Origin of the sequence: Agrobacterium sp. S7/73 (genome assembly GCF_019355535.1) — a bacterium.
Classification (GTDB): Bacteria; Pseudomonadota; Alphaproteobacteria; order Rhizobiales; family Rhizobiaceae; genus Agrobacterium; species Agrobacterium tumefaciens.
Genome location: NZ_CP072136.1, coordinates 838,435 through 854,243 on the forward strand (window position 1 = coordinate 838,435; position 15,809 = coordinate 854,243).

General features: G+C 59.0%; 13 protein-coding genes and 1 other RNA gene. 8 read left to right on the forward strand and 6 right to left on the reverse strand.

What is annotated here, in order from left to right:
• Position 1 precedes the first annotated feature (1 nt).
• Positions 2-412 (reverse strand): carboxymuconolactone decarboxylase family protein, encoded by a 411-nt coding sequence (locus J5276_RS03830; protein WP_080798178.1) that lies wholly within the window; start codon positions 410-412, stop codon positions 2-4.
• 225 nt (positions 413-637) lie between these two features.
• Here J5276_RS03830 and J5276_RS03835 point away from each other — a divergent pair, with 225 nt between their 5' ends.
• The 4 genes from J5276_RS03835 (at position 638) to J5276_RS03850 (ending at position 10,307) form a co-directional block, all read left to right on the forward strand.
• On the forward strand, positions 638-1,804 hold the full coding sequence (locus J5276_RS03835; protein WP_065659206.1) for an efflux RND transporter periplasmic adaptor subunit: 1,167 nt from the start codon (positions 638-640) through the stop codon (positions 1,802-1,804).
• The gene (locus J5276_RS03840; RefSeq protein WP_112154020.1) at positions 1,801-4,950 is read left to right on the forward strand and encodes an efflux RND transporter permease subunit; all 3,150 of its coding nucleotides are present in this window, start codon (positions 1,801-1,803) and stop codon (positions 4,948-4,950) included. Before J5276_RS03835 ends, J5276_RS03840 begins: the two co-directional genes overlap by 4 nt.
• Before the next feature lie 130 nt (positions 4,951-5,080).
• Positions 5,081-6,493, forward strand: coding sequence for an FAD-binding oxidoreductase (locus J5276_RS03845; protein WP_112154019.1), 1,413 nt, complete (start codon positions 5,081-5,083; stop codon positions 6,491-6,493).
• A 91-nt stretch (positions 6,494-6,584) separates the two neighbouring features.
• Positions 6,585-10,307, forward strand: coding sequence for an AsmA-like C-terminal region-containing protein (locus J5276_RS03850; protein ID WP_112154018.1), 3,723 nt, complete (start codon positions 6,585-6,587; stop codon positions 10,305-10,307).
• 119 nt (positions 10,308-10,426) lie between these two features.
• Here J5276_RS03850 and J5276_RS03855 read toward each other — a convergent pair whose 3' ends face one another.
• The 5 genes from J5276_RS03855 to ssrA all read right to left on the reverse strand — a co-directional run bounded on the left by J5276_RS03855 (position 10,427) and on the right by ssrA (position 12,681).
• Positions 10,427-10,756: a hypothetical protein gene (locus J5276_RS03855; protein ID WP_013636482.1), complete on the reverse strand. Its 330-nt coding sequence runs from the start codon at positions 10,754-10,756 to the stop codon at positions 10,427-10,429.
• A 236-nt stretch (positions 10,757-10,992) separates the two neighbouring features.
• Positions 10,993-11,202, reverse strand: a complete 210-nt coding sequence (locus tag J5276_RS03860; protein ID WP_003513131.1) for a ribbon-helix-helix domain-containing protein — start codon at positions 11,200-11,202, stop codon at positions 10,993-10,995.
• Between the two features lie 116 nt (positions 11,203-11,318).
• The gene (locus J5276_RS03865) at positions 11,319-11,522 is read right to left on the reverse strand and encodes a DUF4169 family protein (RefSeq protein ID WP_038491548.1); all 204 of its coding nucleotides are present in this window, start codon (positions 11,520-11,522) and stop codon (positions 11,319-11,321) included.
• A 44-nt stretch (positions 11,523-11,566) separates the two neighbouring features.
• Positions 11,567-12,079 (reverse strand): SspB family protein, encoded by a 513-nt coding sequence (locus J5276_RS03870; protein ID WP_003513127.1) that lies wholly within the window; start codon positions 12,077-12,079, stop codon positions 11,567-11,569.
• 229 nt (positions 12,080-12,308) lie between these two features.
• Positions 12,309-12,681, reverse strand: a transfer-messenger RNA (tmRNA) gene (gene ssrA / locus J5276_RS03875).
• Between the two features lie 141 nt (positions 12,682-12,822).
• Between ssrA and J5276_RS03880 the strand changes: the two genes are divergently transcribed.
• The 4 genes from J5276_RS03880 to hflK all read left to right on the forward strand — a co-directional run bounded on the left by J5276_RS03880 (position 12,823) and on the right by hflK (position 15,808).
• A complete protein-coding gene (locus J5276_RS03880) occupies positions 12,823-13,131 on the forward strand; it encodes a DUF2853 family protein (RefSeq protein ID WP_003513125.1) in 309 nt (102 codons plus the stop codon).
• Between the two features lie 93 nt (positions 13,132-13,224).
• Positions 13,225-14,019 carry a thymidylate synthase gene (locus J5276_RS03885; RefSeq protein WP_111790717.1) on the forward strand — a complete coding sequence of 265 codons (795 nt, stop codon included), beginning with the start codon at positions 13,225-13,227 and terminating at the stop codon, positions 14,017-14,019.
• Positions 14,016-14,543 carry a dihydrofolate reductase gene (locus J5276_RS03890; RefSeq protein WP_019565314.1) on the forward strand — a complete coding sequence of 176 codons (528 nt, stop codon included), beginning with the start codon at positions 14,016-14,018 and terminating at the stop codon, positions 14,541-14,543. The genes J5276_RS03885 and J5276_RS03890 overlap by 4 nt, the downstream gene beginning before the upstream one ends.
• Before the next feature lie 143 nt (positions 14,544-14,686).
• A complete protein-coding gene (hflK, locus tag J5276_RS03895) occupies positions 14,687-15,808 on the forward strand; it encodes an FtsH protease activity modulator HflK (protein ID WP_003513120.1) in 1,122 nt (373 codons plus the stop codon).
• Position 15,809 lies beyond the last annotated feature (1 nt).

Below are 15,809 nucleotides of genomic sequence, written 5' to 3' on the forward strand. Positions count from 1 at the left end.
CTCAGGCCCGCCTGTCGGCATCAAAAGCCGCGTCCACCGGCAATTGCAGCGCCACGGCCAGTTGGTTGGTCTTGGCGGCAAGGGCGATGACGCGCATGAGATCGGCATGCTGTTCGCCCGTCATGCCCTTGGCTTTTGCAGCCGCGGTATGGGAGTGGGCGCAGTAGGAGCAGCCATTGGTGACGGAAACGGCGATATAAAGCATTTCTTTCACCAGCGGATCGAGCGCTGAAGGTGTGGCCATCACCGCCTTGACCTCGGCCCAGGTCTTTTCCAGAAGATCTTGGTCGAAGGCGAGGTAGAGCCACATATTGTTTATGAAATCCGATTTCCGCGTTGTGCGGATATCGTCGAACACAGCCTTGACGCGCGGGTTGGCTTCAGGATTTTCGGCTTTCGTTACGGTGCTCATGCATTCCTCCGGTCATGGCTATCTCAGCTGCAGATTACCGGATTGGCGAATGTTTGCGACAGAAATGGCCGTCAGTGCGCTTTCGACGACAATTCATCACAAATTACAATTATGTAAGGAACGGATTTGTGCGTTGCCTTCGTTAAGGCATGCGGGAATACTTCTATCGTTCCGAAAAGCTCTTTTCGGGGCAGGTTTATGCTGTGCGGATAATCGGAGAATTGTATGCGGGTGTGGAAACAGGTGGGTGTCTGTCTTGCTGTGGCGGGAGCAGGACTCTGTCTTTGGGGGTTTTATTCACCCGAAGCGCGGAATCTGCTCGCGGGTATCGGCATCGGCAAAACACCTGTTGGCGCGGTCGAGGTTGCCGCATCCGGTGCCAGAACACCCGGTTCGTCATCCGGACAGAATGCCGGCGCCGCACGCCGCGATGGCAATGCGACCCTGGTGGCGATGGCCCCGGTCAAGCAGGGCACGGTCAATGACAGGCTGAACGCCATCGGCAGTGGCGAGGCCATCCAGTCGGTTGTCGTCATGCCGCAGACATCAGGCACGCTTTCGGAAATCCGCATTTCATCCGGCGCCCGCGTCGTAAAGGGGCAGGTGCTCGCGCGGCTCGATGACGAGGAGCAGGTGATCGAGCGGGACAAGGCGCAGGTTGCGCTACGCAGCGCCGTCGAAAAATCGAGTTCCTACAGTAACCTGAAATCCGTATCCCGCCTTGATGTGCTGGACGCGCAGATTGCCGAGGAAGCCGCCAAGCTTGCACTGAGCACCGCCGAGCTGAACCTCAGGCGCCGCGACATCGTCGCACCGATTGAGGGTGTTGTCGGGATCGTGGCCGCCAATATCGGTGACAATGTCACCACGCAATCAACGATCGTCGGCATTGATGACCGTTCTCAAATTCTGGTCAATTTCTGGGCGCCGGAACGGTTCGTAACTGCAATTACCGTCGGAATGCCTGTAGAGGCCACCTCGATTTCACGCCCCGGCGAGACGTTCAAAGGTGAGGTCGAGGCCGTCGACAACCGTGTCGACGCCGCAAGCCGTACCATCCGCATCCGGGCACGGTTTGCTAACGACAAGGATGAGCTTCGGGCCGGTATGTCCTTCGGCGTTACCATGCGTTTTGCCGGAGAGACCTATGCATCCGTCGATCCGCTGGCCGTGCAGTGGGATGCCGAAGGTTCCTATGTCTGGCGCGTGACCGATAATAAATCGGCCAAGGTGCGGGTGCAGATCGTGCAGCGTAACCCCGATGCCGTTCTCGTGAAAGCGGAACTGGCGGAAGGCGATCAGGTCGTGACCGAAGGATTGCAGCGGGTGCGGGAGGGTGGTGCCGTCCGTGTCGCAAGCCAGCCGAAGCCCGAGGAGGTTGCCAGCCAATGACGACTCAGTCGCCTTCGGGTCAGGATTCCAAGCTCGCCTTCACCGCACTGTTCGTTCGCCGGCCCATTCTGGCAGCGGTTCTCAATACGTTGCTTGTGGTTGCCGGCCTTGCCGCGCTGGTTGGCGTTGAGGTGCGCGAGTTGCCTGATGTGGACCGGCCGTCCATCAGCGTCAGGACGACTTATGAAGGTGCGGCGCCCGAAACCATCGATCAGGAAGTGACGCAGACCATCGAGGGAGCTGTTGCGCGCGTCAGCGGCGTCAAAACCATCTCCTCCAATTCGCAATTCGGCACCAGCCGCGTAACGATGGAATTCGGCGACAATGTCGATATGGCCGTTGCCGCAAACGATGTGCGCGATGCCATTGGCCGCGTAACCAACCAGTTGCCTGACGATGCTGACGAGCCGCAGATCATCAAGGCGGATTCCGACAGCCAGCCGATCATGCGTCTTGCCGTCACTTCGTCCACGCTCAGCATGGAAGATCTGACCAAGCTGGTGGATGACGAAGTCATCGACCGCCTTGCCGCCGTCGATGGCGTGGCGGATGTGGAGCTTTACGGCGATCAGGAAAAAGTCTTCCGCGTCGATCTCAATCAGGCCGCACTTGCCAGCCGTGGTCTGACGGTGACGGATATTTCGACCGCGCTGGCCAGTGCCGCGCTTGATGTGCCGGCGGGATCGCTGAAAAGTTCGACGCAGGACATCGTCGTGCGCGCGACCGCGAGCCTCACGAAGCCTGAGGATTTTTCCAACCTTCTGATCAAGGACAATATCCGCCTGCGCGATGTGGCAACCGTGATGCTGGGTGCGGATGACGAATCCACCTCGCTGCGGTCCAATGGTGTGCAGGGCGTGGGTCTCGGCGTCATCCGGCAGGCGCAGTCCAATACGCTCAATATCTCCACCGGCGTGAAGGCTGCCGTCGAGGCCATGTCGGCCAACCTGCCGCAGGGTACGCGCATCGTGGTGACCAGTGACGACGCCGTCTTCATTGAAGGCGCGTTGCACGAGGTGGAACTGGCGCTTGGTCTTTCCGCGCTGATCGTGGTTGTGGTGCTCTACCTGTTCCTGCGTGACTGGCGGGCAACCCTCATTCCGGCGATCACCATGCCGGTGGCTTTGATCGGCACGATCATCGCCATCTACATGGTCGGATTCTCGATTAACATCCTTACGCTGCTCGCCATCGTTCTGGCGACGGGTCTGGTGGTCGATGATGCGATCGTGGTGCTGGAAAATATCGTGCGCCGCCGTGCGGAGGGCATGGGGCCGCGCGCTGCCGCTGTTCTCGGCACGCAGGAAGTGTTCTTCGCGGTGATTGCGACGACGGCGACGCTTGCCGCAGTGTTCATTCCGCTCTCCTTCCTGCCGGGCCAGCTGGGTGGCCTCTTCCGTGAATTCGGTTTCGTTCTCGCCTTCGCTGTCGGTCTTTCCTCCATCGTGGCCCTGACGCTGTGTCCGATGCTCGCTTCGCGGATGCTGAAAGACGGATTGAAGGAACCCACGGGACCGCTGGCGTGGTTCGGCAATGTCTTTGCCTCCACCTACAAGAAGACGCTTTCCGCCTGCCTCAACAACCCGCTCATCGTCATCATCGTTGCGCTCGTCTTTTCGGGCCTGTCTTGGATTGCCTTCGGCATGATCCAGAACGAACTGACGCCGCGCGAGGACCGCGCCTCGGTGATGATGCGTGTGACGGCGCCGCAGGGTGTCAGCCTCGACTATACGCGCGACCAGTTGCAGCGGATCGAGGAAAATCTCCAGCCGCTGCGCGATAGCGGTGAAATCCGCAATATTTACTCCATCACCGGTATGAACGGTTCCTCGAACACCGGTTTTCTGGTGCTGACGCTGGCGCCGTGGGCTGATCGCGACCGCACGCAGAACCAGATTGCCGCCGATGTTACCGCTGCCGCCAACAAGGTGCCGGCGCTGCGCGGCAACGCCATGCAGCCGAACAGCCTGCGCATTCGCGGTGCGGGCAACGGCCTGCAGATGGCAATGGTCGGCAGCAACTATCAGGCACTGACGGCTGCGACGCAGAAACTACTGCTTTCCATGGAGGAAAGCGGCCTGTTCGAAACGCCGCGTTTCGACAACGAGCCCAACCAGGCGCAGCTATCCGTCTCCATCGACCGTGAGCGCGCCTCCGATCTCGGCATTGATATCACCGGCCTGTCACGCGCCATGCAATCGCTGCTGGAAGGACGTTCGGTTGTCGACGTCTTCGTGGATGGGGATGCAATCCCGGTCCGGCTGCTGTCCTCCACCCGGCCGATCAACGACCCGACCGATCTCGAAAACGTCTTCCTGAAAACGGGTGACGGCAAGATCGTGCCGATGTCGGTCATTGCCACCCTGAAGGAAAATGCGGTGGCGCCGCAGCTGAACCGCGAGCAGCAGCTTCCCTCCGTCGGCTTTACCGCCAATCTCAAGGACGGCGTTTCGCTCGGTCAGGCTTTGGAAAAGGTGAACGAGCTCTCACAATCCCTCCTGCCGCCCGGCGCCCGCCTTCTGCCGCTCGGCGAGGCGGCGACGCTTGAGGAGAATTCGAGCGGCATGCTGCTGACCTTCGGTTTCGCCATCGCCATCATCTTCCTTGTCCTGGCCGCGCAGTTCGAAAGTGTCCTGAGTTCGATCATCATCATGTCGACGGTGCCGCTCGGTCTTGCCTGCGCCGTCATCGCGCTGCTCGTCACCGGATCGAGCCTCAACGTTTATAGCCAGATCGGGCTTGTGCTTCTGGTGGGCGTGATGGCGAAGAACGGCATTCTCATCGTGGAATTCGCCAACCATCTGCGTGACCAGGGCGCCACCGTGCGCGAAGCCATCGAAAAAGCCACCAGCATCCGCCTGCGCCCGGTGATGATGACAATGATCGCGACCATTTTGGGCGGCGTGCCGCTGGTGCTGGCGCAGGGAGCAGGGGCGGAAGCACGCATCGCGCTGGGCTGGGTTATCGTTGGCGGTCTGGGTTTTGCGACGCTGGTGACGCTTTACATCACCCCGGTTTCCTACCTGCTGATTGCCCGTTTCGCCAAACCGCAAGCCGATGAGGAAATCCGCCTCCACCGCGAACTGGAACTTGCCGCGCGTCGGAAGGCGCTTGAGGAGGACAAGCAGCTGCTTGCGGCGGAATAAACGGTCCTCGCCAAATGTGTCCCGCGCAATCGCGATGCTGGACAAAGCCTTAACCTTATCCCATACCACCCAACGGAATTTCGTAACGGATCGAGTCCGTTACGGCGGTATCTTGCGGTGGAGATGGACGATGGCGCTGAAAGATGTAGTCGCGGGAAAACGCAACGAGGAAGGCATCGCGTCGGTGCTTGCAGCGCTGAAGCAGCAGCTGGGTGACAAGCTCCAGACTGGGCAGGCGTTTCGCGAGCAGCATGGCCATACCACCACCTATCTGACCTTGCAGGCGCCTGATGGTGTCGTCTTTGCCGAAAACGCAGATGATGTGAAAGCTGTGGTGAAAGCCTGCGCGCTCTATAAGGTGCCGGTCATTCCTTTCGGTACGGGGTCGTCGCTTGAAGGGCAGGTCAATGCGCCTGATGGCGGAATCTGCATCGATTTCAGCCGGATGAATCGCATCATTGAGGTAAACGCCGAAGATCTTGACGTGACGGTGGAGCCGGGTGTGACGCGCGAGGACCTTAACGTCTATCTGCGTGATACCGGCCTGTTCTTTCCGATCGATCCGGGTGCCAATGCCTCTATCGGCGGCATGGCCTCGACGCGGGCGTCGGGCACCAATGCCGTGCGTTACGGCACGATGAAGGACAATGTGCTGGCCGTTACCGCCGTTGTTGCCAATGGTGAGGAAATCCGCACTGCTCGCCGTGCCCGCAAGTCGTCGGCCGGTTACGATCTGACGCGGCTTTTCGTCGGCGCCGAGGGCACGCTTGGGGTTCTGACCTCGGTTACGCTGCGGTTGCAGGGCATCCCGGAAAAGATCGCCGGTGGCGTCTGCACCTTCGACAGTATTCAGGCGGCCTGTGACGCTGTTATCATGACGATCCAGATGGGTGTTCCGGTTGCGCGCATCGAACTGCTTGATGAAGTGCAGGTGCGGGCCTGCAATGCCTATTCCGGCCTGAACTACGCGGAAAAACCGACGCTGTTCGTGGAGTTCCACGGCACCGAAGAGACGGCGGCCCTGCAATCGCAGCAATTTGCAGAGATCGCGGCGGAATGCGGCAGCGTCGATTTCCGCTGGACCAGCGATGCGGCCGAGCGTAACAAGCTGTGGAAGGCCCGACATGATGCTTATTGGGCCTCGCGGGCGCTCGCGCCGCATCTCGACGGTTTGTCCACCGATGTCTGCGTGCCGATTTCGCGGCTAGCGGACTGCGTGGTGGAAACGCAACGGGATATAAAGGAAAACGGCTTTCTGGCGCCGATCGTCGGCCATGCCGGCGACGGCAATTTCCATGTACTCATCCTGTTCGATGGAAAGGATGCCGAAAGTGTCGCCAAAACCGAAGCTTTCGTTGCGCGTCTCAATCGCCGGGCCATCGCCATGGACGGCACCTGCACCGGAGAACACGGCATCGGCCAGGGCAAGATGAGTTTTCTGGCCGAAGAAGCGGGAAATGCGCTGGATGTGATGCGCGCCATCAAAACGTCGCTCGACCCCGATAACATCTTCAATCCAGGCAAACTGTTCCGTCTTGTCTGATCATTCTCACAATTGATTGGTACAAAAGGCTGCTTGCCGTTAAGGCAAATAAGAATAGGTTTGCAGCGTTCGCGAAGGGAGAAGCAGTTCAGTGCTCGGGCGTATTCTGGTTTTTCTGGGCGGACTGCTGGCCGTGGTGCTGTTTTCAGCGCTGCTCATTCCCTATTTCGTTGACTGGACGGATTTCCGCCGCGATTTCGAAGATCAGGCAAGCCGCATTCTGGGCAAGAAGGTGGTGGTGCACGGTCGCGTCGAAGCCCGGCTTCTCCCTTTCCCTTCGGTGACGCTGCATGACGTGCGCGCAGGAACGGATGCGGACGGATCGCCGCTCATTCAGGTGGCGCGTTTTTCCATGGATGCCGAGTTGGCGCCTTTCCTTTCCGGTGAAGCGCGTATCTTCGACATGCGCATCGAGGAACCTAAGGCCAAGATCCGGCTTCTGAAAGACGGCACTCTGGACTGGATGCGCGGCAGCCGGGCGGAAATTCCAGCCCGCACCGTGGTTCTGGAAAGTGTGCAGATCGAAGGCGGGCAGATCGAATTCATCGACGAGCAATCCGGCCGCAATCGTGTTGTGACGCGTCTTAACGCCGACATGTCCGCCAATTCGCTGGCCGGACCATGGAAGGCGGAAGGGCGCGCTGCCGTTGACGGGCATCCAGGCTCGTTCTCGCTGTCCAGCAGTGAGCCGGATTATACCAATGGGCGCATGGGCCTGCGGATTCGCGTGGTGCCGGATGAACATCCGGTTGAGGTCGATCTGGACGGTGCGATTGCCGCGACTGCGGGAAAACCCGCCTATAGCGGTTCCTTCGCCTTCAGTTTCCGTGAAGACCAAAAACAGAAGCAGCAGGCCGGGCAATCGCTGTTCTCGTCGCCACGTACCCGCGGCAGCTTCGAACTGACGAATGAAAGCGTGCGCATACCGAGCTACCGCATGGAGCTCGGTGGCAACGAAAATCCTTACGTCGTGACCGGCGAGGCAACGCTGGATACCGGGGCCAAGCCGGAATTTCTGCTCACGGCGGATGGCCAGCAGATCGACGTCAATCGTTTCGCACCGCCCGTCGTGCAGACCGGCAAGACCTCGCGCCAGCCCACCGCTTCCGTGCGCCAGCGCATCGAGGCATTTGCCGCCATGGTCGCCCGCATTCCGGTTCCGCCGGTGCCGGGCAAGGCCAGCATCAGCCTACCGGCGCTGGTTTCCGACGACACGACCATTCGTGACATCCGGCTGGACGTGCGCCCTGATGGCAGCGGCTGGCAGGTGGTTAACGCCGTGGCAACGCTGCCCGGCAGGACGCAGCTGGAAGCCAAAGGTTCCCTGACGCTGCTGGATGGTCCCGCTTTCAACGGCAATCTGCTCGTTGCCTCCAACCAGCCATCCGGGCTGGCAAACTGGCTTTCCGGTTCTGTCGATCCGGCGATCCGCCAGCTCAATGCCGCCGGTTTTTCCGCCGACGTCTCGCTGACGACGCTGAACCAGCGTTTCGACAATCTCGAGCTTGCCATTGGCGACGCCTCTCTGAAGGGGAAGCTGGAACGGCGCTCTGACGGCAAGGCCTCCAATCTTTCGATCGATCTTGCCGGTAACGAGATCGATCTCGACGCCCTGAAGGCGCTTGGCAGCCTGGCGCTCGGCGATCAGGTCGGAAGTTCTGTTCTCGACCATCGCATCGACGCCAAGTTCAAGGCCGACCGGTTCAACATGGCCGGTGTGACTGCAAATCATGTGGAAACCGCCTTCACCATGGCGGGCGGCGTTCTCTCGCTTGAAAAGATGACGGCTGGCGATATCGCCGGTGCCGAAGTCAAGGCGAAAGGGCAGTTGCAGGGGTCGTTGCTGAAATATGCGGGCAAGGGCACGGTGAACCTGCATGCGACAGATATGCAGCCGTTCTTCGCCATGCTGCAGCAGAAATTGCCTGGTCATCCGTTCCTCAGCCGTCTGGCGGCGAGTTCTCCGTGGTACGCCAATTCCGACCTTGCCATGGATGTTTCGGTCAATAGCGAAAATGGCGGCGCCAATGTCGCCGTTTCCGGCACAGTCAACGGCAGCCGTCTTTCGGCCGTGGCCAAGATGCCGGATTTCCTGTCCATCACCGACGATACGGCGATGTCGCTGGAAGGGGTTTTGAAAAACCAGTCGACGGCGATCCTGTTCGGGCAGGCAGGGCTTGATCCTCTGCCGTTCGATGCCGACGGGGAAGGGCTGCTTTCCGTCAAGCTCAACGGCACGCTCGGTTCTCCCGTCCAGACCGATATCCGTTTCTCGACGGAGCGCACGCATTTCTCGATGATTGGATCCTTTGCCGTTGCCGCCGCCAATTTCGGCGAGGGTAGTGCGGATCTGGCGCTCGAAAGCGCTGATATAGAGCCCTATCTCATCATGAATGCGGTTGGCCTGCCGCAGCTTGGTGGTGGCATGGCGCTGAAGGCGAACGGAAAAATGGCGGTGGATGCGCAGAAGATTGCGTTTTCCGCCCTCGGCGGGCAGGCGGGCGGCAACCCTTTCTCGGGCAGTCTGGCGTTCCAGCGCGCGGCCCCCCATTCCGTCACCGGTGATCTTGCCCTTCGGACGGTCGATCTTGCCTGGCTCGGAGATGCGATATACGGACCGGTGATCGACCCGGAGACGGGCACGCTCAACGCCAAGCCGCTGGCCATGCCGGCTTTCCCGCAACTCAAGGCCTCGCTGTCGCTGAAAGCGGAAAGTTTCGAGGCCGGTCCCTTCGGCACGGTCACGGGTCTGTCGACCAAGATCACGCATGATGATGGCAATCTCGCGCTTGATGATATCGCCGGCACCTTCATGGGCGGAAAGCTGACCGGGCGGCTTGCCATGTCCACAGGCGAGGGAGCGGGCATTTTCCGCACCAAGATCGCGGTGAACGACGCCAATCCCGAGTCGATATTGTGGGCGAATGCCAACGGCCCGGTCGCGACGGGCCGGGTGGCGATCGATCTGACCGCCGAATCGACGGGCAAAAGCGTTGGTGAAATTTTGAAATCGGCAGGTGGCTCCGGGGAAGTGCGCGCCAGCGGGCTTGTGCTCAAAGGGCTTAATCCCGGTGCCTTTCCGCCGATCCTGCAGGCGGCGGAAGGCTTACAGCAGCCGATCGACGCGCCAAAGGTTCGGCCGCTGGTGGATCAGAGCCTGTGGCAGGGCGAAATACCGCTCGGCAACGTAGCCCTGCCATTCACCCTGAATGGCGGCGCGCTGCACTTCCAGAATTTGCGCGCCGGGATCGATCCAGTGACGCTTACCGGAGATGCGACGGTCGATATTGCAGCATCGACCGTTAATGGCGATCTCGATCTTATCTTCAATCCCGGCACCGAAGTGGTTGCTGGCGCCGAACCGTCGCTGCGTCTCAACTATAACGGTCCGCTCGCCGCACCGGCTTTGACGACCGATGTTTCGGCGCTCGGCAATTATCTGTCACTCCGGGCTTTCGAAAAGGAACGCCGTCGCGTCGAGGCCATGCAGGCCAGCGTTCTTGAAAAGCAGCGCCTGCGTCGTGAAACGGCGCTTTATCGTTCTCAGGCGGCTGAACGTCAGGCTGAAAAGGAACGGGTGGAGGCGGAAGCCAAGGCCAAGGCCGAAGAGGAGGCGCGCCTTAAGGCGGCGGCAGAGGAGCGTCTGCGGCAGGAAAAGGAACAGCAGGAGCGGTTGCAGCAACAGCAGCAGCAGCAACAGCAGCAGCAGCAGCAACCTGTTCCCGAGCGGCAATCAACGCCGGCCCTGACGGTGCCTCCAACGGAAGATGCGATCAGGCAACTGGCGCCCGAAAACGCTCCGGCCAATCCGTAAGTTTGCTGCGACGACGGCGCATTTTGGAGAGAGGTTAGAGACCGTGTCTCAGGGCGAATTTTGACGCGGTCCGGGCAGCTGCCGCCTCGACCACTTTGCGAAAATTATCCGTTAGCCTGTTAAATCCAGGCTTCACGCTCGCCGAAGGGCGTGTCGGCATCAAAATTCTTGGTGCCGATCCTGCTGCTTTCCCCCGACAGGCTGGGCTTGTCCGCGCTGTTGCTTGAGGAAGCCGATTTGTCGGAGCTGTTTTCGAGTGCCTCGAGCTGCGCTTGCAGCGATGCAATAGTACTCTTCAGTTCTTCCTGTGCTTTCGCTTCGGAGGTCTGGGCGAGTTCTGACTGCTTTTCGGCAATCTGCGATTTCAGTTCGGCAACGCTTGAAGACGAGGTGGATGAAGAGGAGAGGACGGAAACAGCGATGCTCGTTCCCGAAGCGGCGGAAACCATGGGTCGCATCGTGGCGTGCGGATGGAAAGGAAAAGCTTGAAATACAAATCTGGAAGCAAGGCTACGCAGTACTGAAGCGCCTTGCAGTACAAATTAGCGCGCTAATGTTTAATGAATGCTTTCACGACATTATGAGTTTTCGGCAAGAATGTTTGTAGTCGGAGAATGGCTGGATATGAGCCGGCGCATATGCGCGCCGCTGGAGTATCATCTTTCGATGCCACCTTGCAGCAAGCTCACCTGCTCTTCAGCCAATTCAGAACATGGACCCGAAGGGATGAGGACAGATTGCTGTCGGCTGGCCGGTTGTCGTCTATTTCCGCAAGCAGGGCGGCGAAACTGATCTTGCGCTTTTCGGCGATGATTTTCAGCTCGTCCCAGAAGGCATCCTCGAGTGAAATGCTGGTACGGTGGCCGTGCAATGTCGTGGAGTGCTTGCGGATCATCAGATCAATCTCTCCGGCTGGTCCGGTTGGGAATCTGAATCATGCCGTGCCTGCAAGCCTCTGTTTAGCGGTGTTTTTTCCGGTCTTCCGAAAGTTTGCCCGGGCAGGCCGGCTCTTCAATCCCTGTCGGTCCTGTCATCGTCCTTTTCAAGCCGCCCCTGATCGAGCGCCTTTTCGGCTTTTTCGTTTAGGGCCGATGTGAGGTTTTTTTCCGCTTTGGTGCGACCGAAATACAGGCGGTTCTGATCCGCCTGTTTTTCTTTTTCGCTACGGGCTTTCTGCTTCCGGAACTGACGCAGATTGACGATATCGGCGGCCATGCGGATATGTCTCCTTGAGCTTCGCGCGGTCGGGCAAAAAGCCGTTATTGCTTCTTGCGGAAGGCATCCAGAGAAACGACGGAGCCTTCCTTCTTTTCCTCGCCGGACTTGGGCGTCTCCGACGTTGTAGCCGGCTTTGCCTCATGGGAAACGGGATAGGCGGTGATTTCGGCCTCTTCCAGCTCTTCCTCGTCTGCCAGGGGCACATCGAACTCAAGCTCGAAATTGACGGAAGGATCGTAGAAACCTCTGATGGCGTTATAGGGAACAACCAGCTTTTCCGGCGTATCCGAGAAGGACAGGCCGATTTCAAAGCCGATCTCCGTCACCTTCAGGTCCCAGAACTGATGCTGGATGACGATGGTCATCTGCTCGGCATATTTGGACTTGAGGTGCTGCGAAATCCGCACACCGGGCGCGCCGGTCAGAAATGTTATGAAGAAATGGTGGTCGCCGGGCAGGCGGCCGGTTGCGGCCACTTCACCCAAAACTTTGCGAATAACGCCGCGAAGGGCATCCTGTGCGAGAATGTCGTAACGGATATGATCCTGCCCCATGCGGTCCTGTCTTTCCCTTATTCGAACGTCTTTTAAAGCGCTGCGCACCAAGTGCGCCAAGGACGCTGTAACACTTTGAATCTTTGCGTAATCCGCAAGCCGGGATCAATTTCGATCCTGGCGGCTACGCATTACCCAAGTATACGCAATGTCCTGAACGGCAGCAACGGAAAAGCCGATGCTGTGTGCAAGTCAGCTATCATATAACCAATTCAGGCAAAATGGAGAAGGTGGAGGTTTCTGTTGCCAGGTACCTCCGAACCCCGCCTCACGGGGCTAACCGTGAGGACTTTAGAGCGGAATTCCCGCACCGCCATTAGGCAGCGAGAGCGTATTCCTTAGCGTTGTTGTCATTTGCAACTACACTTGTGACCCGATAACGGCGGTATCATGCCGAGCAAAAGTTCGATCTTTACGCCCTTGTCGATCCTATTTCGCCCCCATCAAAAGCCGGCCTTCATCTTGAAAAGCCGCCGGTTTTTGGTGGAGGCGCCGGGTACCGCCCCCGGGTCCAATAGGTTTATTACACCGACCGTTTATCGCCATAGCCGGGTTGCCCCGGCAAGGTTCATATAGGCGTTTCCCTTGGCCGAGAAAAGGGGCCGATGACAATTCCATGAAAAGATTTCGTGTTTGCCGCCCACAATTTAGACAATTCTTGACGACGAGGGATTGCTGACACATTCTCCCTACAACCGGTCACCACAAGCAACACCGGGCCGGGGACACACGAAGGAGTGGACATGACTGACTATCTCGCAGATGTGAAGAAATACGACGCAGCAGCCGACGAAGCGATTGTCGGCAAAATCGTCAAACATCTCGGCATTGCCCTGCGCAACCGGGATTCATCGCTGGTGTCCGCTTCCGATCCGGAAGAGCTTGCGCGTGTGAAGGCGAACTGGTGCGGCAAGAAGCTTGGCGTGACCGATGACAGCGCCGATAAGGCGATCGATGCAACCGCCAAGGCCATGGCCGCAGACCGCTCCAAGTCGCGTGTGACGTTTTATTATCTGGTGGCCAAGGAACTGGGCAAACTCCAGTCGCTCTGATTTTTTCGCGGGGATAAGCGACCCGCTGGTGATTGGTTCTGTCGCCCTGTGTTATTATATTCCCTTGATATCAGGGAATCGGCGGCAGAACACATGAAACAATATCTCGATCTTCTCCGGCATGTGATGGATACCGGCTCCGACCGCGGAGATCGCACCGGCACGGGTACGCGTTCGGTCTTCGGTTACCAGATGCGTTTCGATCTTGCGGAAGGTTTTCCGGTTCTCACCACCAAGAAGCTGCATCTGCGCTCGATCATCCATGAACTACTGTGGTTCCTGAAGGGCGATACCAATATCGCCTATCTCAAGGAAAACGGCGTTTCCATATGGGACGAATGGGCCGATGAAAATGGTGATCTGGGTCCGGTTTACGGAGCACAGTGGCGTTCCTGGCCGGCGCCCGACGGCCGCCACATCGACCAGATCGCGCTTTTGATCGAGGCCCTCAAAACCAATCCCAATTCTCGCCGCCACATCGTTTCGGCCTGGAACCCGGCGCTGGTGGACGAGATGGCGCTGCCGCCCTGCCATTGCCTGTTCCAGTTCTATGTTTCGGATGGAAAGCTGTCCTGCCAGCTTTACCAGCGCTCGGCCGATATTTTCCTCGGCGTGCCTTTCAATATTGCTTCCTACGCACTTCTGACGCTGATGGTGGCGCAGGTCACGGGGCTGAAGCCCGGCGATTTCGTCCATACGCTTGGTGACGCGCATATCTACGCCAACCATTTCGAGCAGGCGAAATTGCAGATGACGCGGACCCCCAAGGCCCTGCCGACGATGCGCCTCAACCCGGATGTGCGAGACCTCTTCTCCTTTAAGTTCGAAGACTTTAAGCTTGAGAACTACGAAGCGGATTCAACCATCAAGGCACCGATCGCGGTATGAGCGAGCCGCGCATCACCATCATCGTCGCGGTGTCGGAAAACGGCGTTATCGGCCGCGACCTCGATATGCCTTGGAAGCTTTCCACTGACCTCAAGCGCTTCAAGGCGATGACGATGGGCAAACCGCTCATCATGGGCAGGAAGACATTTCTCTCGGTGGGCGAGCGTCCTTTGCCGGGCCGGCCGCACATCATCGTCAGCCGCAATGCCGATTACAGGCCCGATGGCGTGGATGTCGTGTCGTCGCTTGAAGATGCCCTGGCGCTTGGGAAAAGCAAGGCTGCGGAACTGGGCGTGGACGAGGTTTTCGTGGCCGGTGGCGGGGAAATCTACCGTCAGGCCATGCCGTTTGCCGATCAACTTTCCGTCACCCATGTGGCCGTAAAGCTTGATGGCGACACTTTTTTTCCGGAAATCGATCCCGCCGTCTTTGAAAAAATCGAGGAAAATGCCGTTCCCGCCGGGGAAAAGGACAATTATCCGGTTCTGTTCACCACTTATTTGCGCAGAGCCGCGTCAAAGTGAACTATTTACCCTGATTGGGTATTTAGTTACCACCTCTGCGTTGAAACGCACGCTTCTCCTTCTTATAACGGGTCCATATTCCCGCCGCACGCGAGCAATCGCTTTCGAACGGGATCGGGAGAGGCTTTTATAAAGAGGTATTGATGCCCTGGAGCAATCAGAATGGCGGCGGCGGCCCTTGGGGCGGCGGCGGTGGTGGCGGAAACAACCAGGGCGGCGGTGGCGGCCCATGGGGGCAGGGACCTAACCGGCCTCGCGGCGGTGGCGGCGGCAATGGCGGCCCGCCCGATCTGGAAGAGATCATCCGGCGCAGCCAGGACCGCTTCAAGAATGTCCTGCCGGGCGGGTTCAATGGCGGCGCGATTGCGATCGTCGCTCTCGTCGTTCTGGTTTTCCTCGGCATTCAGTCCATCTACACCGTCCAGCCGGACGAGCGCGGCGTGGAGCTGCGTTTCGGGCGTCCGAAGGATGAGATTTCGATGCCCGGCCTGCATTTCCATCTGTGGCCGATCGAGACGGTTGAAATCGTCAAGGTGACCGAACAGCAGCAGAATATCGGTTCGCGCGCTTCGTCTTCCTCCGCGAACGGCGTGATGCTGACCGGTGACCAGAATATCGTCAACGTGCAGTTCTCGGTGCTCTATACGGTTTCCGATCCGAAATCCTACCTCTTCAACGTCGACAGCCCGGCTGAGACCTTGCAGCAGGTTTCCGAAAGCGCGATGCGCGAAATCGTCGGCCGTCGTCCCGCACAGGACATTTTCCGTGACAACCGTCAGGCGATCGCGGCGGATGTGCGCACCATCATCCAGTCCACCATGGACGGATACGGGGCCGGCATCTCCATCAATGCTGTCGCCATCGAAGACGCGGCGCCGCCGCGCGAAGTGGCCGACGCCTTCGACGAAGTGCAGCGTGCCGAGCAGGACGAGGACCGCTTCGTGCAGGAAGCCAACCAGTACGCCAACCAGAAGCTGGGTGCCGCACGTGGTCAGGCAGCACAGATCATCGAAGAGGCGAACGCCTACAAATCTCGTGTCGTCAACGAGGCAGAGGGTGAGGCGCAGCGCTTCATTTCCATCTACGATCAATATCGCACGGCACCTGACGTGACCCGCCAGCGCATGTTCCTGGAAACGATGGAACAGGTCCTGAAGGGTTCCAACAAGGTCATCATCGACGAAAAACAGGGTGTGGTGCCTTATCTGCCTCTGAACGAGATCATGCGCGGCAATCCGGGCGCGGCACAGCAGGGAGGCAACTGAT

Coding starts and splice junctions, on each gene's coding strand:
- J5276_RS03880 (WP_003513125.1), top strand. CDS start 12,823: ATGACTGACTATCTCGCAGATGTGAAGAAATACGACGCAGCAGCCGAC.
- J5276_RS03840 (WP_112154020.1), top strand. CDS start 1,801: ATGACGACTCAGTCGCCTTCGGGTCAGGATTCCAAGCTCGCCTTCACC.
- hflK (WP_003513120.1), top strand. CDS start 14,687: ATGCCCTGGAGCAATCAGAATGGCGGCGGCGGCCCTTGGGGCGGCGGC.
- J5276_RS03845 (WP_112154019.1), top strand. CDS start 5,081: ATGGCGCTGAAAGATGTAGTCGCGGGAAAACGCAACGAGGAAGGCATC.
- J5276_RS03890 (WP_019565314.1), top strand. CDS start 14,016: ATGAGCGAGCCGCGCATCACCATCATCGTCGCGGTGTCGGAAAACGGC.
- J5276_RS03830 (WP_080798178.1), bottom strand. CDS start 412: ATGAGCACCGTAACGAAAGCCGAAAATCCTGAAGCCAACCCGCGCGTC.
- J5276_RS03885 (WP_111790717.1), top strand. CDS start 13,225: ATGAAACAATATCTCGATCTTCTCCGGCATGTGATGGATACCGGCTCC.
- J5276_RS03865 (WP_038491548.1), bottom strand. CDS start 11,522: ATGGCCGCCGATATCGTCAATCTGCGTCAGTTCCGGAAGCAGAAAGCC.
- J5276_RS03835 (WP_065659206.1), top strand. CDS start 638: ATGCGGGTGTGGAAACAGGTGGGTGTCTGTCTTGCTGTGGCGGGAGCA.
- J5276_RS03870 (WP_003513127.1), bottom strand. CDS start 12,079: ATGGGGCAGGATCATATCCGTTACGACATTCTCGCACAGGATGCCCTT.
- J5276_RS03860 (WP_003513131.1), bottom strand. CDS start 11,202: ATGATCCGCAAGCACTCCACGACATTGCACGGCCACCGTACCAGCATT.
- J5276_RS03855 (WP_013636482.1), bottom strand. CDS start 10,756: ATGGTTTCCGCCGCTTCGGGAACGAGCATCGCTGTTTCCGTCCTCTCC.